The 23,589-nt window shown below is 60.7% G+C and carries 24 protein-coding genes; 7 read left to right on the forward strand and 17 right to left on the reverse strand.

The genetic code is table 11. The annotated features are described in order from the left end of the window. Nucleotide 1: 1 nt before the first annotated feature. The 8 genes from ruvC to tyrS all read right to left on the reverse strand — a co-directional run bounded on the left by ruvC (nucleotide 2) and on the right by tyrS (nucleotide 6,982). Nucleotides 2-541: a crossover junction endodeoxyribonuclease RuvC gene (gene ruvC / locus ACP7EG_RS21690; RefSeq protein WP_141171710.1), complete on the reverse strand. Its 540-nt coding sequence runs from the start codon at nucleotides 539-541 to the stop codon at nucleotides 2-4. Nucleotides 542-723: 182 nt separating this feature from the next. Continuing rightward, on the reverse strand, nucleotides 724-2,310 hold the full coding sequence (gene purH, locus ACP7EG_RS21695) for a bifunctional phosphoribosylaminoimidazolecarboxamide formyltransferase/IMP cyclohydrolase (RefSeq protein WP_071079484.1): 1,587 nt from the start codon (nucleotides 2,308-2,310) through the stop codon (nucleotides 724-726). Between the two features lie 102 nt (nucleotides 2,311-2,412). Then, on the reverse strand, nucleotides 2,413-2,646 hold the full coding sequence (locus tag ACP7EG_RS21700) for a helix-turn-helix domain-containing protein (RefSeq protein WP_008445162.1): 234 nt from the start codon (nucleotides 2,644-2,646) through the stop codon (nucleotides 2,413-2,415). Between the two features lie 170 nt (nucleotides 2,647-2,816). Then, nucleotides 2,817-3,857, reverse strand: coding sequence for a tRNA dihydrouridine synthase DusB (gene dusB / locus ACP7EG_RS21705; RefSeq protein ID WP_426089249.1), 1,041 nt, complete (start codon nucleotides 3,855-3,857; stop codon nucleotides 2,817-2,819). A gap of 107 nt (nucleotides 3,858-3,964) precedes the next feature. Continuing rightward, complete coding sequence (locus ACP7EG_RS21710) at nucleotides 3,965-4,609, reverse strand: histidine phosphatase family protein (protein ID WP_426089250.1); 645 nt, start codon at nucleotides 4,607-4,609, stop codon at nucleotides 3,965-3,967. Between the two features lie 3 nt (nucleotides 4,610-4,612). Continuing rightward, nucleotides 4,613-5,251, reverse strand: coding sequence for a YbhB/YbcL family Raf kinase inhibitor-like protein (locus tag ACP7EG_RS21715; protein WP_426089251.1), 639 nt, complete (start codon nucleotides 5,249-5,251; stop codon nucleotides 4,613-4,615). A 19-nt stretch (nucleotides 5,252-5,270) separates the two neighbouring features. After that, on the reverse strand, nucleotides 5,271-5,720 hold the full coding sequence (gene dtd, locus ACP7EG_RS21720; RefSeq protein ID WP_141171706.1) for a D-aminoacyl-tRNA deacylase: 450 nt from the start codon (nucleotides 5,718-5,720) through the stop codon (nucleotides 5,271-5,273). Continuing rightward, on the reverse strand, nucleotides 5,717-6,982 hold the full coding sequence (gene tyrS, locus ACP7EG_RS21725; RefSeq protein WP_426089252.1) for a tyrosine--tRNA ligase: 1,266 nt from the start codon (nucleotides 6,980-6,982) through the stop codon (nucleotides 5,717-5,719). Before tyrS ends, dtd begins: the two co-directional genes overlap by 4 nt. Before the next feature lie 154 nt (nucleotides 6,983-7,136). On the opposite strand from tyrS, the gene ACP7EG_RS21730 reads away from it, so the two are divergent. Beyond that, nucleotides 7,137-8,504: a peptidoglycan DD-metalloendopeptidase family protein gene (locus tag ACP7EG_RS21730; RefSeq protein WP_426089253.1), complete on the forward strand. Its 1,368-nt coding sequence runs from the start codon at nucleotides 7,137-7,139 to the stop codon at nucleotides 8,502-8,504. A gap of 123 nt (nucleotides 8,505-8,627) precedes the next feature. Beyond that, the gene (locus ACP7EG_RS21735) at nucleotides 8,628-9,722 is read left to right on the forward strand and encodes an anhydro-N-acetylmuramic acid kinase (protein ID WP_426089254.1); all 1,095 of its coding nucleotides are present in this window, start codon (nucleotides 8,628-8,630) and stop codon (nucleotides 9,720-9,722) included. A 65-nt stretch (nucleotides 9,723-9,787) separates the two neighbouring features. Here the strand turns inward: ACP7EG_RS21735 and erpA are convergent, their stop codons facing one another. The 5 genes from erpA to rplM all read right to left on the reverse strand — a co-directional run bounded on the left by erpA (nucleotide 9,788) and on the right by rplM (nucleotide 12,773). Then, a complete protein-coding gene (erpA, locus tag ACP7EG_RS21740) occupies nucleotides 9,788-10,150 on the reverse strand; it encodes an iron-sulfur cluster insertion protein ErpA (RefSeq protein WP_029496047.1) in 363 nt (120 codons plus the stop codon). Between the two features lie 98 nt (nucleotides 10,151-10,248). Further along, complete coding sequence (locus ACP7EG_RS21745) at nucleotides 10,249-10,638, reverse strand: bactofilin family protein (RefSeq protein WP_096238281.1); 390 nt, start codon at nucleotides 10,636-10,638, stop codon at nucleotides 10,249-10,251. Nucleotides 10,639-10,728: 90 nt separating this feature from the next. Then, entirely contained in the window at nucleotides 10,729-11,766 is a 1,038-nt protein-coding gene (argC, locus tag ACP7EG_RS21750) for an N-acetyl-gamma-glutamyl-phosphate reductase (RefSeq protein WP_426089255.1), read from the reverse strand. Nucleotides 11,767-11,942: 176 nt separating this feature from the next. After that, complete coding sequence (gene rpsI / locus ACP7EG_RS21755) at nucleotides 11,943-12,335, reverse strand: 30S ribosomal protein S9 (protein ID WP_010393285.1); 393 nt, start codon at nucleotides 12,333-12,335, stop codon at nucleotides 11,943-11,945. 9 nt (nucleotides 12,336-12,344) lie between these two features. Continuing rightward, nucleotides 12,345-12,773: a 50S ribosomal protein L13 gene (gene rplM / locus ACP7EG_RS21760; protein ID WP_010393282.1), complete on the reverse strand. Its 429-nt coding sequence runs from the start codon at nucleotides 12,771-12,773 to the stop codon at nucleotides 12,345-12,347. 225 nt (nucleotides 12,774-12,998) lie between these two features. Here rplM and ACP7EG_RS21765 point away from each other — a divergent pair, with 225 nt between their 5' ends. Then, the gene (locus ACP7EG_RS21765) at nucleotides 12,999-13,421 is read left to right on the forward strand and encodes an OsmC family protein (RefSeq protein WP_071079492.1); all 423 of its coding nucleotides are present in this window, start codon (nucleotides 12,999-13,001) and stop codon (nucleotides 13,419-13,421) included. A 99-nt stretch (nucleotides 13,422-13,520) separates the two neighbouring features. Here the strand turns inward: ACP7EG_RS21765 and coq7 are convergent, their stop codons facing one another. Further along, entirely contained in the window at nucleotides 13,521-14,165 is a 645-nt protein-coding gene (gene coq7, locus ACP7EG_RS21770; RefSeq protein ID WP_426089256.1) for a 2-polyprenyl-3-methyl-6-methoxy-1,4-benzoquinone monooxygenase, read from the reverse strand. Nucleotides 14,166-14,250: 85 nt separating this feature from the next. Further along, on the reverse strand, nucleotides 14,251-14,682 hold the full coding sequence (locus ACP7EG_RS21775; protein WP_071079494.1) for a hypothetical protein: 432 nt from the start codon (nucleotides 14,680-14,682) through the stop codon (nucleotides 14,251-14,253). 148 nt (nucleotides 14,683-14,830) lie between these two features. Here ACP7EG_RS21775 and ACP7EG_RS21780 point away from each other — a divergent pair, with 148 nt between their 5' ends. The 4 genes from ACP7EG_RS21780 to ACP7EG_RS21795 all read left to right on the forward strand — a co-directional run bounded on the left by ACP7EG_RS21780 (nucleotide 14,831) and on the right by ACP7EG_RS21795 (nucleotide 21,474). Next, on the forward strand, nucleotides 14,831-15,610 hold the full coding sequence (locus tag ACP7EG_RS21780) for an ATP-binding cassette domain-containing protein (protein ID WP_096238280.1): 780 nt from the start codon (nucleotides 14,831-14,833) through the stop codon (nucleotides 15,608-15,610). 3 nt (nucleotides 15,611-15,613) lie between these two features. Continuing rightward, a complete protein-coding gene (locus tag ACP7EG_RS21785; RefSeq protein WP_426089257.1) occupies nucleotides 15,614-16,810 on the forward strand; it encodes an ABC transporter permease in 1,197 nt (398 codons plus the stop codon). A gap of 181 nt (nucleotides 16,811-16,991) precedes the next feature. After that, the gene (locus ACP7EG_RS21790) at nucleotides 16,992-17,885 is read left to right on the forward strand and encodes an ABC transporter ATP-binding protein (RefSeq protein WP_426089258.1); all 894 of its coding nucleotides are present in this window, start codon (nucleotides 16,992-16,994) and stop codon (nucleotides 17,883-17,885) included. Between the two features lie 10 nt (nucleotides 17,886-17,895). After that, nucleotides 17,896-21,474, forward strand: coding sequence for an ABC transporter permease/M1 family aminopeptidase (locus ACP7EG_RS21795; RefSeq protein ID WP_426089259.1), 3,579 nt, complete (start codon nucleotides 17,896-17,898; stop codon nucleotides 21,472-21,474). A gap of 53 nt (nucleotides 21,475-21,527) precedes the next feature. Here the strand turns inward: ACP7EG_RS21795 and ACP7EG_RS21800 are convergent, their stop codons facing one another. Beyond that, nucleotides 21,528-21,914 carry a hypothetical protein gene (locus tag ACP7EG_RS21800; RefSeq protein ID WP_071079497.1) on the reverse strand — a complete coding sequence of 129 codons (387 nt, stop codon included), beginning with the start codon at nucleotides 21,912-21,914 and terminating at the stop codon, nucleotides 21,528-21,530. A gap of 170 nt (nucleotides 21,915-22,084) precedes the next feature. Then, nucleotides 22,085-23,548 (reverse strand): catalase, encoded by a 1,464-nt coding sequence (locus ACP7EG_RS21805; RefSeq protein WP_426089260.1) that lies wholly within the window; start codon nucleotides 23,546-23,548, stop codon nucleotides 22,085-22,087. Nucleotides 23,549-23,589 lie beyond the last annotated feature (41 nt).

Here is a 23,589-nt window from a genome sequence, read left to right on the forward strand (position 1 = left end):
ATTATCCAACTAAACGGCCGCGCTTCATGCGCAGACCCTGCAGTTGTGGCGCCAGCGCGCCGAGCATGGCCAGCGCATCGATGCTGTTGGCGTGGCAAATGGCCACACCCAGCGCATCGGCCGCATCCGTGCCGGGCAAGCCGGGCAGTGACAGCAGCCGCGACACCATGTCTTGCACCTGCTCCTTGGCCGCCTTGCCGTGGCCCGTGACGGCCTGTTTCACTTGCAGCGCCGTATACTCGGCCACCGACAGGTCGGCGTGGACCAGCGCGCAAATGGCCGCGCCGCGCGCCTGGCCCAGCAGCAGGGTCGATTGGGGATTGACGTTGACAAACACTTTTTCGATGGCGGCGCAATCGGGCTGGTAGGTGCCGACGATTTCGCTCACGCCCTGCAGGATGATCTTCAGGCGCGGCGGCAATTCCCCTTCGGAACCCGTCTTGACGGTCCCCGACGCGATATAGCGCAGCTTGTTGCCGTGTTTTTCAATGACCCCAAAGCCGGTGGTGCGCAGGCCAGGATCGATGCCAAGAATAATCATCGCCAGATTCTATAATGAATACGGCAGGCACCGGTGAATAACCGGTGCCTGCCGCTGAGTACTTTATCGAGAAGCCGTAGGTCGGATTAGCGAGGCCGAAGGCCGCGCGTAATCCGACAAGCGCAGTTGGCGACGCATGTCGGATTACGCGTACCGCTAATCCGACCTACTTTCTCCATCGATCAATGACGGAAGTGACGCGTTCCCGTGTAGAGCATGACCACGCCGCGCTCGTCCGCCGCATCGATCACTTCCTGGTCGCGCATGGAGCCGCCCGGGTGGATGACGCAAGTCGCGCCCGCGTCGACGACGACGTCGAGGCCGTCGCGGAACGGGAAGAAGGCGTCCGACGCCACCACGGAACCGGCCAGCGACAGGCCCGCGTTTTGCGCCTTGATGGAAGCGATGCGGGCCGAGTCGATACGGCTCATCTGGCCAGCGCCCACGCCCAGGGTCATGTTATTGCCGCAGAAGACGATGGCGTTCGACTTGACGAATTTCGCCACTTTCCAGGCAAACATCAGGTCGGACAATTGCTGCGGCGTCGGCTGCAGCTTGCTGACCACGCGCAAGTCGCCGATACCGACGTTTTTCGCGTCCGGCGATTGCACCAGCAGACCGCCACCGACGCGCTTGAAGTCCATGGCGTTGACGCCGCTGCCCAGCGGGATTTCCAGCATGCGCACGTTTTGCTTGCTCGACAGAATCTGTTTCGCTTCGGCGGAGAAGGATGGGGCGATCAGCACTTCGACGAACAGCTTGGCGATTTCGCCGGCGGTAGCGCCGTCCAGTTCGGTATTAAACGCGATGATGCCGCCAAACGCGGAAGTCGGGTCCGTCTGCAGGGCGCGCGCGTACGCTTCGGCCGCATTCTTGCCCAGGGCGACGCCACATGGGTTCGCATGCTTGACGATGACGCAGGCGGCGCTTTGCTCGAAGCCGCCCAAGCTCTTCACGCATTCCCAGGCCGCATCGGCATCGGCGATGTTGTTGTACGACAATTCCTTGCCTTGCAGTTGGCGGTAGTTGGCCAGCGCGCCATCGATGGTTACCAGGTCACGGTAGAAGGCGGCGCTCTGGTGTGGATTCTCACCGTAGCGCATGTCTTGCACTTTCTCAAATGCAACGTTCAACACTTGCGGATAGGCGCCGCGCTCGGCGTGCACTTTCGTCGGACCCAGGCTGGTCAGGTAGTTGGTGATGGCGCCATCGTATTGCGCCGTGTGCGCAAAGACTTTTTTCGCCAGCATGAATTTGGTGTCGTAGCTGACCGTGCCGGCCGTACCGTCGGCCGAGCGCAACTCCGCCAGCACGGCGTCATAGTCGGTCGGATCGCAGATGACGACCACGTCCTTGTGGTTCTTGGCCGCCGAACGCAGCATGGTCGGGCCGCCGATATCGATGTTTTCGATCGCGTCTTCCAGCGTGCAATCGGCCTTGGCAACCGTGCCCTGGAACGGGTACAGGTTGACCACCACCATGTCGATGGTCGGCATGTCGTGCTCGACCAGTTTCGACATGTGCTCAGGGAAATCGCGGCGCGCCAGGATACCGCCGTGCACTTTCGGGTGCAGGGTCTTCACACGGCCATCGAGCATCTCCGGGAAACCCGTGTAATCGGCAACTTCCGTGACGGGAACACCGTTGTCTGCCAGCAATTTGGCGGTGCCGCCGGTGGACAGGAGGTTGACGCCGAGGGCGGACAGGGCACGGGCGAATTCGAGAACGCCGGTCTTGTCGGAAACGGAGAGGAGAGCTTGTTTGATCATGGCTGTGGCTAGGTGGTTAAGTGTTCTTGGCGAATGGCACCGCTCGGTCGTCTGACCGAAGCGGCGGCGGATTCAAATCTTGGCGTCACTTGCATGCCGGCATTACAGCAAACCGTGCTCCTGCAATTTCTTGCGCAGGGTATTGCGGTTGATGCCCAGCATCTGCGCGGCGTGCGACTGGTTGCCATCGGCGCGTGTCATCACGACTTCCAGGATGGGCTTTTCCACGGTCAGCACGACCATGTCATAGATATTCGACGCTTGCTGTTCGCCCAGGTCATTGAAGTAATCTTCTAGACTTTTCTGTACGACTTCCTGAATGCTTTCTTTGCTCATTTGTATGCTTCAACCGGCTGAACACCTGACAATCCGCTGCCGCGCCGCTCATGCGGTCCGCCTGCTGCCCTCTTGCCTCGGTGTTGTAATTAATATTGCATGACGCTCTGTATATAGGCGCTCGCCCTTGTACTGCTGGTAACTGATTTACCCTGCTTGTTGCTATCTGCTCATGCTGCCGTGGCCGTTTCTAGCTGACCACTTTCACTGGATTCGGAGAGGCGGTATTGTAACCGTTCGCCAAATTTCCATTGCGACTCAAAAAATTGATCCACGGCCAGCAATTGCGCTTCCGTCGACTCCAGCAAGTTCATTTGTTGTCGGAATGCCTCGCCACCTTCCAGGTCCTTGACGTACCAGCCGATGTGCTTGCGCGCCGTGCGCACACCGAGAAATTCACCATAAAACGCGTAATGGGCACGCAAATGCTCATCCATCAGGCTGCGCACCTCATCCACGTAAGGCGCCGGCAGCAAGGTGCCGGTGCGCAGGAAATGGTCGATCTCGCGGCAAATCCACGGCCGGCCCTGCGCCGCGCGGCCGATCATGACGGCATCGGCGCCCGTTTGATCGAGCACAAAGCGCGCCTTTTCCGGGCTGGTAATGTCGCCGTTGGCCACGACGGGGATGCCCACCGAGGCTTTCACGGCGGCAATGGTTTCATATTCGGCATCGCCCTTGTAGCCATCGGCGCGCGTGCGGCCGTGCAAGGTCAGCATCTGGATGCCGGCCTGCTCGGCGATGCGGGCGATGGTCAGGGCATTCTTGTTTTCGCGGTTCCAGCCCGTGCGAAATTTCAGTGTGACGGGCACGTCGACGGCATTCACGACGGCGTGCAGGATCTTTTCGACCAGGCTTTCGTTTTGCAGCAGGGCCGAACCGCACCAGCTGTTGCATACCTTCTTCACGGGGCAACCCATGTTGATGTCGATGATCTGCGCGCCCCGGTCCACATTGAACTTGGCGCAATCGGCCAGATCTTGCGGATCGGCACCGGCGATTTGCACGGCTTTCGGCTCCATTTCGCCTTCGTGGTCCGTGCGGCGCGTGCTTTTTTCCGTCGCCCACAGGCGCGGATTCGACGCCGCCATTTCCGACACGGCATAGCCGGCACCCAGCTGCTTGCACAACTGGCGGAAAGGCCGATCCGTCACGCCCGCCATGGGAGCGACGAAAACGTTGTTGCGCAGAATGTGAGGGCCGATTTGCACTGAAGAACCTGGAATGGACGGAGGAACCTGCTATTTTAACCGATTCCCTGCCTATTTAATAAGCACTATTTTTTTGAAGTAGTGCGTCAGAGTGACGATGGGGCCGCTTAGCCCAGCTCGTCCATCGCGGGCGCGCTCAGATGTTCGACATTTCCCCAGTGCACTAAATGCAGCTTGCCGTCAGCATACGAAAAACGGTTGACGCTGGCATTTTTCACCTGGAAGTCGCGTGGACTGTCGAGCGTCATGCCGACCGCCTCGCGGTAAGCACATTCGAGCACGCCGCCATGCGCCACGATGGCGATCGTCTGGCCGTCATACTGTTCGGCCCAGCGGGCGATGGCGCCGTTCGCGCGCGCATAGAACTGGCGAAAGCTCTCGGCATCGCGCTCGCCGGACGGCATCACGGCATCGATCTGCCGCGATTGCCATTGCGCATACTCGTGCGGATAGCGCGCGGCGATGTCGGCATACAGCAAGCCTTCGAAAGCGCCGTAGCAGCGCTCGCGCAGCAAGGGGTCCGTCTGCACGGGCAAGCCTTTCACATCGGCCACGGCTTGCGCCGTTTGCTGCGCGCGTTGCAGATCGCTGGCGAGGATGGCGGCCAGCGGCTCATCGGCCAGCGCCTGCCCCAGCGCACAAGCTTGCGCCAGGCCCGCCTCGTTCAGGGCGATGTCGATATGGCCCTGCAGGCGGCGGCCCGCATTCCAGGCCGTTTCGCCATGGCGTATCAGTAAGATCGTGGTGCTCATGCTTTATTTCTTCAGGGTAAGTGCCAGCTCGGGGTTGAGCGAGTAGGCAACGACGAGCTGGGCTTCGTCGAGGATGTGGCCGTAGAGTGCGGCATGGGCTTGCTGCCCAGTAAAACGTTCGGGCAAGGCCAACTTTGGCACGTCGAGCGCATACAGGCGGAAAATGTAGTGGTGGATGCGCTCGTCATTCCACGGCGGGCACGGACCATCATAACCGTAATAATCGCCGGCCATGTCAGGATCGCCGGCAAACCAGCCCGTGTAGTCATTCAAGCCTTGGCGCAGCCCATTGCCAGTGCCGGCAGCCTTGCCGCGCGGCGTGATGCCGCTGGAAAACTCCCCGGCGGCAACAACCCGCATGGCGGGCGGCAAGTCGAGCAAGCTCCAGTGATAAAAATCGCCGCGCGGCGCCGTCAGCGGCAAGGCTTGGTCGTCGCGGTTGGCCAGGCTGGCGTCTTGCGGCGCATCGGGGTCGATGCAGAACAGGGCCAGCGACTCGGTGCCGTTCGGCACCTCGTCCCAGGCCAGATGGGGATTGCGGTTGCCGGCGAGGCGCACGCGGCTGGCCGGATCGATCTCGGCAAAGGCATACTCGGCCGGCATCAGGCCGCCATCACGAAACGTCTCGCTCCACAATTTCATCGCTTGCTCCTCTTTATCGTTATTGTTTTGCGTTCACTTGCAGCCAGAAGGTGACGGGGCCATCATTCGTCAGCGACACCTGCATGTCGGCGCCAAACTGCCCCGTTTGCACGCTCGCATGGCGGTGGCGCGCCTGCTCCACGAAATGCGTGAACAGGCGCAAGCCGTCCTGCGGCGCGGCCGCTGGCGTAAACGACGGGCGCGTGCCGGACTTGGTATCGGCCGCCAGCGTGAACTGCGGCACCAGCAGCAAGCCGCCGGCCACGTCCGTCACGCTGCGGTTCATCTTGCCCGCTTCGTCGGCAAACACGCGATAGCCGAGCAGCTTGGTCAGCAAGGCGTCCGCTTCCTTTTCCGTATCGCCCCGCTCGGCGCACACCAGCACCATCAGGCCGGCGTCGATGGCGCCGATAGTGGCGCCGGCAACGTCGACTTTCGCCTGCGTGACTCTCTGCAGCAGCGCGATCATGCCGTCAAGGTGACGCGCGCAAAGCTGCGCTTGCCAACTTGCAACACAAATTCGCCCGCCGCCACTTGCAAGCCCTTGTCGCTGATGACGGTGCCGTCGATGCGCACGCCGCCCTGGTCGATCTTGCGCATGGCTTCCGACGTCGATGGGCACAGGCCCGCTTGTTTCAGCAGCTGCGGAATGCCCAGCGGCGCGCCAGCCAGGGTCACTGCCGGGATATCGTCGGGAATGCCACCCTTCGAGCGGTTGACGAAGTCGGCCAGCGCATCTTCGGCCGCCTGCTGCGAGTGGAAACGGGCGACGATCTCTTGCGCCAGTGCAACCTTGGCGTCACGCGGATTGCGTCCGCCTTCCACTTCGCTCTTCAGCTGCGCCAGTTCGGCGATCGAGCGCCACGACAGCAGCTCGTAGTAGCGCCACATCATGACGTCGGAAATGCTCATCAGCTTGGCGAACATGGTGTTGCCCGGTTCCGTGATGCCGATGTAGTTATTCTTCGACTTGGACATTTTTTCCACGCCGTCCAAACCTTCCAGCAGCGGCATGGTCAAAATACACTGCTGCTCCTGTCCGTACTGCTTTTGCAGTTCGCGGCCCACCAGCAGGTTGAACTTCTGGTCCGTGCCGCCCAGTTCCAGGTCCGATTTCAGGGCCACCGAGTCGTAACCCTGCATCAGCGGGTACAGGAATTCATGCACGGAAATAGGAATGCCGCCCTGGAAGCGCTTGGTGAAGTCGTCGCGCTCGATCATGCGCGCCACCGTGTAATGGGAAGCGAGCTGGATGATGCCGCGCGCACCCAGCGGATCGCACCACTCGGAGTTATAGCGGATTTCCGTCTTGCTGGCATCCAGCACTAAAGATGCTTGCGCGAAATACGTCATCGCGTTAATCTCGATCTGTTCCTTGGTCAGCGGCGGACGCGTGACGTTGCGGCCCGAAGGGTCGCCGATCATGGAAGTGAAGTCGCCGATGAGGAAAATGACTTGATGGCCCAAGTTTTGCAACTGGCGCATCTTGTTCAGCACGACAGTGTGGCCCAGATGCAAGTCGGGTGCAGTCGGGTCCAGGCCCAGTTTGATGCGCAGTGGAACACCGGTTTTCTCGGAGCGTGCTAATTTTTGCGCAAATTCGCTTTCGATCAAGAGTTCGTCGACGCCACGCTTGGTAATCGCGAGGGCTTCTTGTACTCTGTCCGACAGCGGAAGTGCGGTCTGAGCGGCGTTAGCCTTTGTAGGCGATGCGGTGGTGTTGATTTCCATAAAATTTGACTGTAGATCTCAAAATGGTAGTAGGTTTGCGGAGTTTGCTATAATGCTCGATCCCATCAATCTTGCCGTATGAAAACGAACCAAAATAACAATAACAAAGAGCATTAGTTCAGGTCACGTTCAAGGGCAAATTTTAACTGATTGCATGAACCCTATACATAAAATCACAGGCTCACGCTTGTACACACAGCTGACGACGACACGCAAGGCACGCATTATTGGCGCGTCGGCAGTGCTGCTCGCCGTTGCCGCCTTCGGCGCTGTCGCTGTGTCTCCCATGGCACCCGACGCATCCGACTTGCCGGTCACGTCCATCGCCCAGAACCTGGAAATGCCTGATCTCGCTTCGCAAATTTCCGCGATGGAACAGGTAGACCAGAATTTCACCCACGAAGAAAAAGTCCGCGCCGGCGATACCCTCGCCACCCTGCTGACCCGTCTCGGCGTGGATGATCCGGCGGCTGCCAATTTCATCAAGACCGACAAGATCGCGCGCGGCGTGATGTTGCTGAAATCGGGCAAGCGCGTGCAAGCGCAAACGACCGAAAACGGCGACCTCAACTGGATGCGCGCCACCCTCGTCGATGGCACGGACAAATCGGTCAAGAACATCCTGATCACCCGCAAGGGCGACAAGTTCGTGGCCACGGAAGTGGCAGCCCAGCTGGAACGCCGCGTTGAAATGCACGCGCGCAAGATTACTTCCACCCTGTTCGCCGCCACCGACTCCAGCCTGGACGGCACCCGCCTGCCAGACTCGATTTCCGCGCAAATCGTGGAAATGTTCTCCACCAATATCGACTTCCGCTCCGACCTGAAACGCGGCGACGCATTCAATGTCGTCTACGAAACGTTCTGGCAAGATGGCGAATTCGTCCGAGCGGGCCGTATCCTGGCCGGTGAATTCACCAACCGCGGCACGACTTACCAGTCCGTTTGGTTCGAAGACCCAGCCAGCAAGCAAGGCGGCGGTTACTACAGTTTTGACGGCAAGTCGCTCAAAAAAGCCTTCCTGAAATCCCCCCTCGAATTCTCCCGCATCTCGTCCGGCTTCTCCATGCGCGTGCATCCGATTTCCGGCAACTGGAAAGCGCACAAGGGCATCGATTTCGCTGCAGCGACAGGCACCCCCATCCGCGCCTCGGGCGACGGCGTGGTCGATTCCGTCGGCAGCCAAAACGGCTACGGCAATGTTGTTGTCCTGAAACACTGGGCCAACTACACCACGGCCTATGCCCACATGAGCCGCTTCGCTTCGGGCCTGAAAAAAGGTCAAAAAGTCAGCCAGGGCGATGTGATCGGCTACGTTGGCACCACCGGCTGGTCCACGGGCGCCCATTTGCACTATGAATTCCGCGTCGGCGGCGTGGCACAAGACCCAAGCAAGCTGAACGTACAAGCCCAGGCGCCGTTGACGGCTGGCGAGCTGAGCCGCTTCCGCATGGTCTCCGCCGACATGATGCACCGCTTCACCCTGCTGCGTCCGAACGACACAGCACTGGCGTCGCGCTAAGCAACACAGCCTTCGGGCAATAGTCAAAGGCACCGCCCATGCAGATGGCCGGTGCCTTTGTTTTATGCGCAGAGGAAAATGCGGCACAATGTACCCCTCACTGACGCCTTCAAGGAAACACCCATGCTGTATATCGGTTTGATGTCGGGCACCAGCCTGGACGGCGTCGACGGCGCCCTGGTCGATTTTTCCGACGATGGCAGCGTGCGCAGTTTGGGCGACGCGTATATTGCCTTTCCCGCCAGCCTGCGCGCCGACCTGATGGCATTGCAAAGTGCCGGCCAGAATGAAATCGAACGCGAATCGCTGGCGGCGAATCAACTGGTGCGCCATTACGCCGACTGCGTCGCCATGCTATTGAGCAACGCGGGCATCGTCGCGGACGCCGTCGCCGCCATCGGCGCGCACGGCCAGACCATCCGCCACCGCCCTGAACTGGGCTTTACGCGCCAGTTGAACAACCCGGCCCTGCTGGCTGAACTGACGGGTATCGATGTCATCGCCGACTTGCGCAGCCGCGATGTGGCGGCCGGCGGCCAGGGCGCGCCGCTGGTGCCCGCTTTTCACCAGGCCATTTTCAATTTGCCCGGCCACACGCGCGTGCTGGCCAATATCGGCGGCATCAGTAATATCAGCGTGCTGCACGCGGACGGCACGGTGACGGGCTACGACACGGGCCCCGGCAATGCGCTGATGGATGGCTGGGTCCTGCAGCACCTGGGCCAGCCATATGACGCCAACGGCGCCTGGGCCGCCACGGGCAAAGTCTTGCCTGCCCTGCTGGCGGAATTGCTCAATGAAGCCTATTTTGACTTGCCAGCGCCGAAAAGCACGGGCCGCGACCTCTTTCACGCCGACTGGCTGCAAGGCAAGCTGGCGAATCACCCTGGCGCCCAAGCTGCCGACGTGCAGGCGACCCTGACGCAACTGACGGCCGCCAGCCTGGCGCATGCCATCGCGCGCGACGGGGCGCAGGCGGAAACGGTATATGTGTGTGGCGGCGGCGCGCAGAACGCCAGCCTGATGGCGGCGCTGGCGCACGCCTTGCCGGGCATGGCGGTAGAGTCCACGCAAGCGCTGGGCGTGGCGCCCAGCCAGGTCGAGGCGCTGGCGTTTGCCTGGCTGGCCTGGCGCTTTACGCAGCGCAAACCAGGCAACTTGCCGGCGGTGACGGGCGCGGCGGGCTTACGCGTGCTCGGTGCGCTATATCCGCGTTGAGCAGATGCAGAAACACAAATAGCGGATCATCGATCCGCTATTTTCTTGCTTGCCCCGTTTAATACTTAAACGGAGAAGGACGAACCGCAACCGCAGGTAGACGTCGCGGTAGGGTTTTTAATCACGAACTGCGCGCCTTCCAGGTCATCCTTGTAATCGATTTCCGCGCCGACCAGGTACTGGTAGCTCATGGAATCGATCAACAGCTGGACGCCATTCTTGACCATGGTGGTGTCATCTTCATTGACGATTTCGTCGAAGGTGAAACCGTACTGGAAGCCGGAACAGCCGCCACCCTGCACGAAAACGCGCAATTTCAGGTCTGGATTACCTTCTTCTTCGATCAGCTGCGCGACTTTTTCAGCGGCGCTATCGGTAAAGATAATGGGTGAAGGGATCACATCTTGCATTTCAGCGACGGCATTCATATCGGACACTCCTACTAGAAAACATTAACTCATTATAGACTGTTGCCGCAACTCGCGCTGCGGCCGCCGCTGATGCCGCTGGGCGGTGTTGTTCCTGCTCACATTTCCGACACGGCCAGGTGCAGCACGGGGTCGGCGCTGTCGTGGCGGCTGAGCTTGCCTTGCACCAGGGCGCCGCTGTGCATTTCCAGCACCTTGTAATAGACCTCTCCTACAATGCGGGCTTTTGGCTGGATTTCAAGCATTTCGGACACATACACGGGGCCATTGATCTCGCCGCTGACGACCAGGCTGGAGCAGCGCACTTCGCCATCGATGCGGCCCGCCTCGCCCAGCACCACATGCGTAGGCTCGCCCGGCTCGCCCGTGACATTGCCACGCACATGGCCATCGATGCGCAAGCCGCCGCAAAACAGCACGTCGCCCTCGATCCGCGTGGAAGCGCCGATCAGGGTATCGATGGGGTTTTTCGCGTTGCGCTCGAACATGAACGTCATCCTGTCGGGGTAGGTGGCAGTCCAATTTATCACAGGTCCGGCAAAAAGGCGCCGGACCTGCGCAAGCACGCCTGCCTATTTTTACGGCAGCAGGGCGATGTGTTGCAAACCGGCTGTTTCTTTCAGGCCAAACATCAAGTTCATGCACTGCACGGCCTGGCCGGAGGCACCCTTGACCAGGTTGTCTTGCACCACCAGCACGATGACGGTATTACCGCCTTCGGGACGGTGCAAGGCCAGGCGCAGCATGTTCGAGCCGCGCGTGGAGCGGGTTTCCGGATGCGAGCCGAATGGCATCACGTCGACGAATGGCTCATCCTTGTATTGCTCTTCGAACAAGGATTGCAATTCTTCATTGCTGACATCCTTGTTCAGCTGCGCGTACAGGGTCGAGTGCATGCCACGAATCATCGGCACCAGGTGCGGCGTAAAGGTCAGCGCCACTTTGTCGTCCGTGAAACGCTGCAATTGCGCCGTCGTTTCCGGCAGATGGCGGTGACCGGCCACGCCGTAGGCTTTGAAGCTGTCGCTGCTTTCCGAGAACAGGATGCCGATTTCCGCCTTGCGGCCGGCGCCGGACACGCCCGACTTGCAGTCGGCGATCAAGCCGCCTGCGTTGACCAGGCCCGCCTTGAGCAGCGGGTAAAAGCCCAGCTGCATGGTGGTCGGGTAGCAACCGGGGTTGGCGATCAGGCTGGCTTTTTTAATGTCTTCGCGGTTCAGTTCCGGCAAGCCATACACGGCCTGCTCGATCAGCTCGGGTGCCGTGTGGGGAATCTTGTACCACTGCTCGAACTTGGCTTGGTCTTTCAGGCGGAAGTCGGCGGCCAGGTCGATGACTTTCACGCCGGCGGCCAGCAGGGCTGGAGCTTGCGCCATGGCAACACCATGCGGGGTGGCAAAGAAGACCACGTCGCACTGTTCCAGATTCGCCTTGTCCGGCGAGGAAAACGCCAGTTTTACGTGGCCACGCAGGGAAGGATACATGTCAGCAACGGGCAAGCCATCTTCCTTGCGCGAGGTAATCGCCGTCAACTCGACATCTGGATGGGTAGCCAGCAAGCGCAGCAATTCCACGCCCGTATATCCAGTGCCGCCGACGATGCCAACTTTGATCATGTTCTTTCCTTGTGTATAGATTGAGATTGCATAAAGATAAAGGGAAACGCTACCCTTGCGGGTTTTCCGCGTATTTTACAGCGCAACGGCGCATCCCGCTGAAATGCAAAAAAGCCGCAGGACCGAAGTCCAGCGGCTTTTCGACCAGCACCTCGAAAGGTGCTGTAGCGTAAGAATTAACGCTTCGAGAATTGCTTTGCGCGACGTGCTTTGCGCAGACCAACTTTTTTACGCTCGACTTCACGTGCATCGCGTGTTACGAAGCCGGCTTTAGCCAGTTCCGGTTTCAACGCTGCATCGTAGTCGATCAGAGCGCGGGTGATGCCGTGACGAACTGCACCAGCCTGGCCCGACTCACCGCCGCCATGGACGTTGACTTTGATGTCGAAACGCTCGACATTGCCGGTCAGTTCCAGAGGTTGACGGATGACCATCAGACCTGTTTCGCGCGAAAAGTATTCGTTTGCTGGTTTGCCGTTAACAACGATCAAGCCTGTGCCAACTTTGATAAAAACCCGAGCCACTGCACTTTTGCGACGGCCGGTTCCATAATTGTAATTACCGATCATGTCAGTTCCTTAGAGAACAAGTGCTTTAGGTTGCTGAGCAGCGTGCGGATGGGAACCTTCCGCGTACACTTTCAGCTTCTTGATCATTGCGTAGCCGAGTGGGCCTTTAGGCAGCATGCCCTTGACCGCTTTCTCAAGCGCGCGACCTGGAAAACGCTGTTGCATTTTCTGGAAGTTGGTTTCGTAGATGCCGCCTGGATAGCCAGAGTGACGGTAGTAAATTTTCTCAGTAGCTTTGGTACCGGTCACACGCAGTTTGCCTGCGTTGATGACGACGATAAAGTCGCCGGTATCGACGTGAGGAGTAAATTCTGGTTTGTGTTTGCCGCGCAGTCGGAGTGCCACTTCGCTGGCAACACGTCCGAGGACTTTGTCCGTCGCGTCAACCACGAACCAATCGCGCTGGACTTCATGTCCTTTAGCGGAAAATGTTTTCATGTTGACTTCCTAATAGATTACACGCTCAAATGGTGGTTCCGCCGATGCTGCTATGCGGACTCTGCCTTATTTACTTTTCCTGAGCGAACGGAAAGCCGACAAGTATAAGCGGCTTTGCCTTGCCGCGTCAAGCTGCTATGCAGACCGGCTGCGGGCTGGCGGGCGGCACATGGACAGGCATTCCTCTATTACAATACAAAACGCTTACAATTTTCGGAGAGTACGATGGAATGCAAAGTCAGCTGGAATGGCCCGTCGGGCATGAGTTTTCGGGCAGAAACCGGCTCCGGCCACTTGGTGACCATGGATGGCGCGCCCGATGGCGGCGGCCACAACCTGGCGCCACGCCCCATGGAAATGGTCTTGCTGGGCACGGGCGGCTGCACCGCCTATGACGTGGTGCTAATCCTGAAACGGGGGCGCGAAGCCGTCAGTGGCTGCGAAGTGACCCTGAAGGCCGAGCGCGCCGACACCGATCCGAAAGTATTTACCAAGATCCACTTCCATTTCACCGTGCGGGGCAAGGCCCTGAAACCGACAGCCGTGGAACGGGCCGTGACTTTGTCGCACGACAAATATTGCTCGGCATCGATCATGCTGGCGAAAACCGCCGAGATTACGCACTCGTTCGAAATCATCGAGGAGTAGGTCGGGTAGGTCGGATTAGCGCGCCAGCGCGTAATCCGACAACACCAGTAACGCCAACAATGTGTCGGATTACGCGCGGCATTGCCGCGCTAATCCGACCTACAGGTAATACGCCGTTTTTGTCATCACTTTGCCCATGATACCCATCAGCGCCTTCACCGGCGCCGGCGTATCGATGGCGCCCAATCGCTGGGCAGCGGCGCCGTGTTCCACTTCATCGATGGCCATCTGCTTGACGATGGCGCGCGACTTGGCGTCCTGCGGCGGCAATTCCTGCAAGTGGCTGGCCAGGTGCGCTTCCACCTGGCGCTCCGTTTCCACCACAAAACCCAGGCTGCGGCCGTCGCCCATGCGCGCGGCGATGGTACCCAGCGCAAACGAACCCGCATACCACAGGGGATTGAGCAGGCTCAGACGCGAGCCCAGCTCCGTCAGGCGCTGCGCCGTCCAGGCCAGGTGATCTTCCTCTTCGCGTCCCGCTTCGTCGAACTGGGCGCGGATGGCCGGGCTGTGCGCATAGCGCGCCTGCGAGTTGTACAGGGCTTGCGCGCACACTTCGCCCACGTGGTTGACGCGCATCAAGCCGGCGCTGTGGCGCTGCTCGGCCGGGCTCAGTTCCGCATCGGGCGCGTGCGCGGCCGGCGAGGGACGCGAGGCCAAGGCCACGCCCGCGATGACGCGCAAGGCCTTGTCGGCGCCAACAATCAAACGATCCAGGGGGTCAAAATGGCGGTTCGCGGTCATCGTGGGCTATTCATGTAAGGGAAAACATGAATTATAGGATGATCGGGGCCAGCCGTACCCACGCCGCGCGCAGGGTGAACGGGCTTTATTGACTTGTGCGCGCTTTTTCCTGCTCGATCCAATCGACCACGGGGCCGACGGCGTCCAGGCCGGACAGGCTTTTCGCCACGCCCAGGTTCAGTGAAATCAGGAAGGAAATGCTGTCGACGGGAATGTCCGGGCAGTATTCGGTAAACGCGGCGCGAAAACGCTCCGATTGCAGCACGCGCAAGACTTTCTCGCCACTCATGAATTGCAGCACGCTAGCAATGCTGTGCCCGCCACCTAGCGAGTGGTAGATAAAGCGGTTGTACTTCGCGTCGATCTGCTTGAAGTCGAGCGCTTCTTCCGTCATCAGGCCGGCCAGGTAGTACAAGCCCAGGCTGACACGGAAGAAACCGATGGCTTCGGCACTGGTCATGCCGGCGCGCGCCACAGCCAGTACCTTGTCCTGCATCGCCTGATCGATCGTTCGCATTGCACTCTCCCGCGCCGTCCGCCGGCGCCTACCGGGCCAGCTTGCATGAAGATGCTGTTTTTTTCAATAGACCAAACGATATTTCCACCTTGCAAGTTACATTTTTTGCATGCTACTCTCGTTCTTCACCGTCAAATGGATGAAGCACATGATTGAAGTCAAGCACTTGGCAAAACGTTTCCGCATGCCGCCCCACAAGGGCAAGGGCGTGCACGTCAGCGATCCGCGCGAACATGAGGGCTGGTTTCACGCCGTGCGCGACGTCAGTTTCAGCTGCGCCCCGGGCGAGGTGCTGGGCCTGCTGGGCCCGAATGGCGCCGGCAAGACCACCACCTTGCGCCTGCTGTCGACGGCCCTGCAAGCGGACGCGGGCAGCGCCCTCGTCAACGGCGTCGATGTGCTGCGGCAACCGCTGGTAGCGCGCCAGAGCATCGGTTTCCTGTCCGGCTCGACGGGCTTGTATGGGCGCCTGACGGCGCGCGAGAACGTGGAATATTTCGGCCGCCTGCACGGCATGCCGGCCGACAAGCTAAAACGCCGCTGCGATGAGCTGTTTGCCCTGCTGCAGATGGAGGAATACGGCGGCAAGCGGGCCGATCAGTTGTCGACGGGCATGAAACAGAAGTGCGCGATCGCCCGCACCGTCGTGCATGAGCCGCAGGTGGTGATCCTCGACGAGCCGACCACGGGCCTCGATGTGATGTCGGCCAAGATTCTGCTCGACTTCATCGCCAGCTACAAGGCGCTGCGCGTGCCGCTGATCTTTTCCACCCACCACCTGCACGAGGTGGAAAAGCTGTGCGACCGCGTCTGCATCATCAACCGCGGCACCACCGCCTTCAACGGCACGGTCAACGAACTGCGCCACCTGGGCGGCAGCGCGGACTTGTACGACGCCTTCGTCAGCGTCATCAACCAGGGAACCTGAGCCATGTGGACCATTTATCTGAAAGAGTTGCTGGAACTCACGCGCGACCGCAAGACGCTGATTTTCACCATCCTCATCCCCATCTTTGCCATGCCGCTGATCTTTGGCGGCTTCGCTTATGTTTCAAGCAATATGTTCAAGAACGCCAAGACGGCGGAAATGCGCTATGCGCTGTTCGGCAAGGACCATTCGCCGGGCTTGAGCGCGCGTTTTGCGCAGCAGCACAACTTGCGCGAAGTGCCGCTGGCCAGCGAGGCAGAGATTCGCCGCGCCATCGGCGACGACAGCATCAAGTTCGCCGTCGTCATTCCGCCGCATTTTGAAGAGGCGCTGCAGCAACATCAGCAAGCCACGGTCACTCTGCATTACAACAGCGCCAGCACGGTCGATGTGACCCAGCAGCGGGTGCGCGAGATCGTCGAGGCCTACAACGCCAGCCTGCGCGAAAGCGCGCTGTCGGCCCTGAACCTGAGTCCGGCCCAGCTGGCCTTCGCCCTGCACCCCATCGTGCTCGACAAGCAGTCGACGGCCAACGAACGCGAGCAGATGGGCGCCATCGTCGGCGGCATGCTGCCCTATTTGCTGCTGATGGTGTGCCTGACGGCGGCCATGTACCCGGCCATCGACCTGGGCGCCGGCGAAAAGGAGCGGGGCACGCTGGAAACCCTGCTGCTGGCACCCGTGCCGCGCAGCGCCATCGTGCTGGCCAAGTTCCTCGTGCTATTTACGGTGGGCATGACCTCGGCCGTGCTGATGGTGGGCAGCATGGGCGCCCTGCTGGCCATCTTCGGCAGCTCGCTCGAGGGCAACATGGCCGTCATGGTGCGCAGCATCGGCTTGCCGGATCTGGCCATGGTGACCCTGATGCTGGTGCCGACAGCCGCCATCTTTGCCTCGCTGCTGCTGTCGATCTCGATCTACGCGAAAAGCTACAAGGAAGCGGCCGGCATGATCACGCCATTGATGTTGTTCGTCATCCTGCCCACGGTAGCGGCCATGCTGCCCGGCGTCGAGCTGAACTGGATCTGGGCCATGGTGCCGCTGACCAACGTGTCGCTGGCCATGAAGGAGCTGGTCAAGGGCACTATGGATTACCGCATGTTCGGCGTGATCCTGGCCTCGACCACGGTGATCGCGGGCGCGCTGCTGATGCTGTGCCGCTGGTGGTTCAACCGGGAGTCGGTTTTGTTCCGTAACTGATATTCTCATGGCGGGCCGAAAGAGCCACAAGCGGCCCGCCGTCCACCCCCGCCAACTGCACTCTGGGCACGCGAAAATGCCGTGTATCGCATGCAACTGCCCAGCACGTCTTAAATTCAATACAATGCCAGCATAGAGTGGCCCTGTAGCATCGGGCAGCAACGCATGAGTCAGGAGTTGTATGGAATTGCAGATTCGAAAATTATCGAAGACCTACGCGAATGGCGTGGTGGCGCTGGATAACGTGTCGCTGACGATACCGCCCGGGATGTTTGGCTTGCTGGGCCCGAATGGCGCCGGCAAGTCGACCCTGATGCGCACCCTGGCCACTCTGCAGGAGTGCGATTCCGGCTCCATCTTCTTCGGCGACTACGACGTGCTCGACGACAAGGACGAGATCCGCCGCATGCTGGGCTATTTGCCGCAAGACTTCGGCCTGTATCCGAAGGTGACGGCGTATGAACTGCTCGACCACTTCGCCATGTTAAAAGGACTGTCGCAGCGGGCGCGCCGGCGCGAGGTCGTCGATGGCCTGTTGCAGCAAACCAATTTGTTCGACGTGCGCCACCAGCGCCTGGGCAGCTTTTCCGGCGGCATGCGTCAGCGCTTCGGCATCGCGCAAGCCCTGCTGGGCGACCCGAAACTGATCATCGTCGACGAGCCGACGGCCGGCCTCGACCCGCAGGAGCGTGTGCGCTTCCATAATCTGCTGTCCGATATCGGCGAAGACAAGACGGTGATCCTGTCGACCCACATCGTGTCCGACGTGGCTGACCTGTGCGCCAACATGGCCATCATCAACAAGGGGCATTTGCTGCTGTGCGGCAAGACCCTGGAACTGATCGACGAAGTCAGCTGCAAGATCTGGGCGCGCTTTGTCGAAAAGAAAGAACTGGCCAGCTTCCAGCAGCGCCACGCCGTCATTTCCACGCGCTTGCTGTCGGGCCGCACCCTGATCCACGTCTACAGCGACGACGACCCGGGCGACGGCTTCGAGGAAGCCATCGGCGACCTGGAAGACCTGTATTTCGCCACCATTGCCGGGCGCCACCGCGTCGCCCCGCAGTGCGACTGAGGGGGCAGCCATGTTTGCCATCGCCCGCTTTGAAGCGCGACAGCGGCTCAAACTGCTGTCCACCTGGGTGTATTTCGCCATGTTCCTGGCCCTGGCCATGCTGTGGATGGCCGCCGCCGGCGGCGTCTTCAAGGAAGCGAGCATCAGTTTCGGCGGCAAATTCCTGATCAACGCGCCGCGCTCGCTGGCGTTCACGTGCAGCCTGCTGGGCTGCTTCGGCGCCGTGGTGGTGGCCGCCATGATGGGCCGCTCGGTACAGCAGGATTTCGAGTACGGCATGCAGCATTTCTTCTTCAGCGCGCCGATCAAAAAATATCAGTACGTATTTGGCCGCTTCCTCGGCGCCTATCTGGTGCTGGCCGTGGTGTTTTCCAGCATCGTCATCGGTGCCTGGCTGGGCGCCTGGTTGCCCGGCATCGATCCTGAACGGCTGGGGCCGCAACGCGCGCTGGCCTATTTGATGCCGTATGTATTTACCCTGCTGCCGAACCTGTTCATCTTCGGCGCCATCTTCTTCGTCATCGCCGCCCTGACGCGGCGCATGCTGCCCGTATACATCAGCTCGGTAGTCATGCTGATCGGCTACCTGGTGGCGCCCTCGCTGGCGCGCGACCTCGACTACAAGACCCTGGCCGCCCTGATCGACCCCTTCGGCACCACGGCGCTGATACGCCTGACGGAATACTGGCCGAATGCGGAGCGCAACACGCGCCTGGTGACATTAGAGGGCGTGTATTTGCTGAACCGTGCCATCTGGTCCGGCTTCGCCCTGGTGGCCTTGCTGCTCGGCTACTGGCGCTTCCAGTTCCACGCCACGACGGACGCGGGCGCCAGCAAGCGCCGCAGCGACGGCGATGTGCCGCTGCGCCTGTCGAGCGCTTCGCTGTCCACGCAAGAAGCGCCTGATTTTGCGCAGCGCAACCTGGCCGCCCTGCTCGTCAAGATGAGCTGGCTGAACCTGCGCGAAACCATCAAGAACATCTATTTTGTCGTCATCGTGCTCGCTGGCGTGCTGACCATGTATGCGGGCGCGCTCGACATGGGTTCCATGTACGGCACGAATACCTATCCGGTGACGGAAAAAGTGCTGGACATGGTCAGCGCCTCGTTTGCGCTGTTCATGCTGATCATTACCACCTTCTATGCGGGCGAACTGGTGTGGCGCGAACGCGAGACCAGCATCCAGTTGATGCTTGACGCCCTGCCCGTGCCGAACTGGCTGCCGCTGCTGTCAAAGCTGTTCGCCCTGATCGGCCTGCAAGCATTGCTGAGCCTGGTCATCATGCTGTGCGGCATGTCGATTCAGGTCTTCAAGGGCTATTACCGCCTCGACCCCGGCCTGTACCTGGAATCGCTGTTCCTGTCGCACCTGCCCTACTACGCACTGATCGCCGTGCTGGCCATCTTTTTGCAGGTAGTGATCAATCACAAGTACCTGGCGTATTTCGCCATGATTCTGTACCACATCGCCAGCATCAGCTTTGCCTCGCTGGGCCTGGGCGACCCGCTGCTGCTGTACGCCAGCACGCCGGATTTCATCTATTCGGCCATGAACGGCGCCGGCCACTATGTGTTGCGCGAGCGCTGGTACTTGCTGTACTGGAGCGGCGCGGCCGTCATGCTGACGGTGCTGTCGCTGCTGTTCTGGCCCCGCGGCGCGCAGGATAGCTGGCGCATCCGCTTGCGCCTGGCGCGCCACGGCCTGACGCACGGCGTGCTGGCCAGCTTTGCCATCGGCCTGTTGATTTTCGTGGGCGCCGGCGGCGTGCTGTTCTACGTCTTTCACGTGGCCAACGATTACAAGTCCGAATTCGCCCGCGATGCGGACCGCGCCAGCGTCGAGCGCCAGTACCGCAAGTTTGCCGGCACGCCGCAGCCGAGAATCACCGACGTGAAACTCGATGTGGCCATCTACCCGGCGCAGCGCACCCTGGCCGTCACGGGCCGCTACATGCTGCAAAACAAGACCAGCCTGCCGATCAGCCACATTTTTGTGCAGCAAGACCCCACCGCCACCATGCGCCTGCGCTTTGACACGCGCGTGCACCCTGGCCTCGATGACGGCAAGCTGGGCTTTTACAGCTACCGCCTGGCCGCGCCGCTGGCGCCGGGCGCCAGCCTGGGCCTCGATTTCGACGTCCGCTACGCGCCGCGCGGCATCTTCGGCCTGGGCCAGGACACGCCCGTCGTGGCCAACGGCACCTTCTTCACGAATGCCGTGCTGCCGCACATCGGCTACCAGCCACAGCTGGAATTGACGGACCCGCGCGACCGCAAGAAACACGGCTTGCCGGCGCGCGAACGGGCCTTGCCGCGCGACGATGCACGGGGGCTGGCCGACAATTACGTCAGCATGGACGCCGACCGCATCAACTTTGACGCTACCGTCAGCACCGTCGACGGCCAGACGGCCATCGCGCCGGGCATGCTGGACAACGACTGGATCGCCAAGGGCCGCCATTACTTCCATTACACGATGGACCAGCCGATCCTGAATTTCTACGCGTTCCAGTCGGCCCGCTACGCCGTCAGGCACGAGCGCTGGCAGGATGTGGCCATCGACGTGTATTACCATCCTGGCCATGAATACAACCTCGATCGTTTCGTGCGTGGCAGCAAGGAAGCGCTCGATTACTACACGAAAAACTTCGGCCCCTACCAGCACAAGGTCTTGCGCATCGTGGAATTCCCCCGCTACGCCACGTTTGCGCAGTCGTTCCCGAACACGATTCCGTACTCGGAAGGCCTGGGCTTCATCGCCAAGGTGGACGACAAGAATCCGAAGGACCTCGACTATCCGTTCTACGTCACGGCGCATGAAGTGGCGCACCAGTGGTGGGCGCATCAATTGGTGGGCGGCAACACACGTGGCGCCACCGTGCTCAGCGAAACCCTGGCCGAATATTCGGCCCTGATGGTGATGAAAAAAACTGCGGGGCCAGCCAAGATGCGCCGCTTCCTGCGCTATGACCTGAATCAATACCTGATGGGGCGCAGCGAAGAACGCAAGAAGGAGCTGCCGCTAGCCGAGAATGAAAACCAGGCCTACATCCATTACCACAAGGGCAGCCTGGCCATGTATTTGCTGCAGGACATGATCGGCGAAGACAAGGTCAACGGCGTGCTGCGCGAGCTGCTGAAGACTTACGGCCAGAAGGGACCGCCGTATGCGAGCGTGACGGCGCTGGTGCAGGGCTTGCGCCAGGTCACGCCACCCGAGCAGGCTTACCTGATCGATGACCTGTTCGAGAAAATCGTGCTGTTCGACAATCGCGCCCTGTCGGCCACGGCCACCAAACGCGGCGATGGCAAGTACGCCGTCACTCTCAAGGTGCAGGCGAGCAAATTGACGGCCGGCGAACAGGGAGAGGAACACGATGCGCCCCTGCATGACTGGATCGAGATCGGTGTCGACGACGCGAATGGCCATCCGCTGCTGCGCGAACGCCTGCGCATGACGGCGCGTGAAGCGAGCTATACCGTCATCGTCGGCAGCCGGCCCGGCAAGGCGGGCATCGACCCCGACAACAAGCTGATCGACCGCAAGCCCGATGACAATATGGTCACCGTCGAGCTCGACGAACCATGACGAAAAATGGCCACCCTGAACAGGTGGCCATTTTTTTCAGTGTCACACGGGAATCAGGCCGCAGCGCAGCGCGTCACCAGGCTCAGGCTGATGCCCATCTCCGTCAGGTGCTGCATGTCGGCCAGGGTCAGGTCCAGCGGCGCATCGACCGTGTCGTCGCCGTTCAACTCCAGTTGCAGCTCGGCCACGATGCGCGGCATGCTGAACGTGACGCCGCGCGAGCGGCATTCGGCCAGGTAGCTGCGTATGCGCGAGGGCAACACTTGCGCTTTGGACGCCTGCGCGATGACGACTTCGAAGCCGGAATCGAGATGCACGCGCCCCGCCGCGCCCTTCGCCTCGCCCTTGCGCCATTGCCGTTCCGGATCGGTGGGCAAGACTTCGAGAATGGATTTGAGCGTGGGATCGTCCCCATGCACCGACAGCTTCACCATATTCATATTGCAAGACTTTCTAGTCAGGATGCCGCCAGGAAGACGGCACCATCATCAGACCGACAAGTCTACGCATGGAAGACAAATATGTCCATACGGCAATATTTAATATCTGCCAGCAATTTGGGCTATATCAACAACAGGCGGAACAGGATAGCTCCGCCTGCAACACACAATTACAGCACCACGCCGCGTGCCTGCAAGGCGGCCCGCACGCCGGCGCCGTAGGCGGCATCGGCCTGGTCGAAGTGGGCCAGCTGACGCTGCAAGGTTTCCGGCCGCACCAGACTCAAGGGACCGGCCAGGTTGTCGAACAGGTTCTGCTGCGCCTGGACGGACATCAGACGGAACAGATTGCCTGCCTGCGTGTAATCGTCTTCCATGCCGCGTCCATCATAGCGGGCTGCGCCGCCGTCGAGCACCAGCGCTGGTTCACCATGGCCCAGCCCTTGCGGCTGCGTGCCTGCCGCCGCCACGTTGGCGTAGTTTTGCGCCTCGCCACCGTTGTTAATGGCCATGCCGCCGTCGCGCTGCTGGTTGTGGAAGGGGCAGCGGGCCGCATTCACGGGCAGATGCTGGTGATTGGTGCCGACCCGGTACAGCTGGGCGTCGTGGTAGGCGAACAGCCGGCCCTGCAGCATCTTGTCCGGCGAGTAGCCCATGCCCGGCACGGCATTGGCCGGCGAAAAGGCCGCCTGCTCGACTTCCGCGTGGTAATTGTCCGGGTTGCGGTTCAGCTCAAAAATACCCACCGGCAACAGCGGGAAGTCGGCGTGCGGCCACACTTTCGTCAGGTCGAACGGGTTCCAGCCCGTGCGCTGCTCCCATGCATCGAGTTGCTCCTGCGTCGCCACTTGCAGCTTGACTTCCCACTGCGGGAAATCACCACGTTCGATGGCGCCGAACAAGTCGCGCTGGGCGTAGTCGGGGTCGGCACCGGCCAGGCGGCCCGCTTCCGCCGCAGGCAGATTCTTGATGCCCTGACGCGTCTTGAAGTGCCATTTCACGTACACGCGCTGGCCCTCGGCATTGATCAGACTATACGTGTGGCTGCCGAAGCCATCCATGTGACGATAGCCATCCGGCGTGCCGCGGTCCGAAAACAGCATGGTGACCTGGTGCAGGCTTTCCGGCGCATGGCTCCAGAAGTCGAACATCATTTCGGCCGATTTCAAGTTGCTTTGCGGATCGCGCTTTTGCGTGTGGACGAAATCGGGGAACTTGATCGGGTCCTTGATGAAGAACATGGGCGTGTTGTTGCCAACGAGGTCCCAGTTGCCCTCTTCCGTATAGAAACGCACGGCGAAGCCGCGCGGGTCGCGTTCCGTATCGGCACTGCCGCGTTCGCCACCGACGGTGGAAAAGCGCGCGAAGGTGGCCGTCTGCTTGCCCACTTCGGCAAACAATTTGGCCTTGGTGTAACGCGCGATATCGTGCGTGACGGTAAAGGTGCCGTAGGCGCCCGAGCCTTTTGCATGTACCACGCGCTCGGGAATGCGCTCGCGGTTGAAATGCTGGAGTTTTTCGATCAGGTGGAAGTCTTGCAGCAGCAGCGGGCCGCGGGGGCCGGCGCTGATGGAATTCTGGTTGTCGGCGACGGGAATGCCCGAGGCGGTACTGAATGGCGGCTGTTGGCGCATGGCTGCTTTTCCTTCGTTGTTGACTAATGGAACTAGTGTAA

The organism is Janthinobacterium sp. PSPC1-1 (assembly GCF_049897625.1).
In the GTDB taxonomy this organism is placed as follows: Bacteria; Pseudomonadota; Gammaproteobacteria; order Burkholderiales; family Burkholderiaceae_D; genus Janthinobacterium; species Janthinobacterium tructae.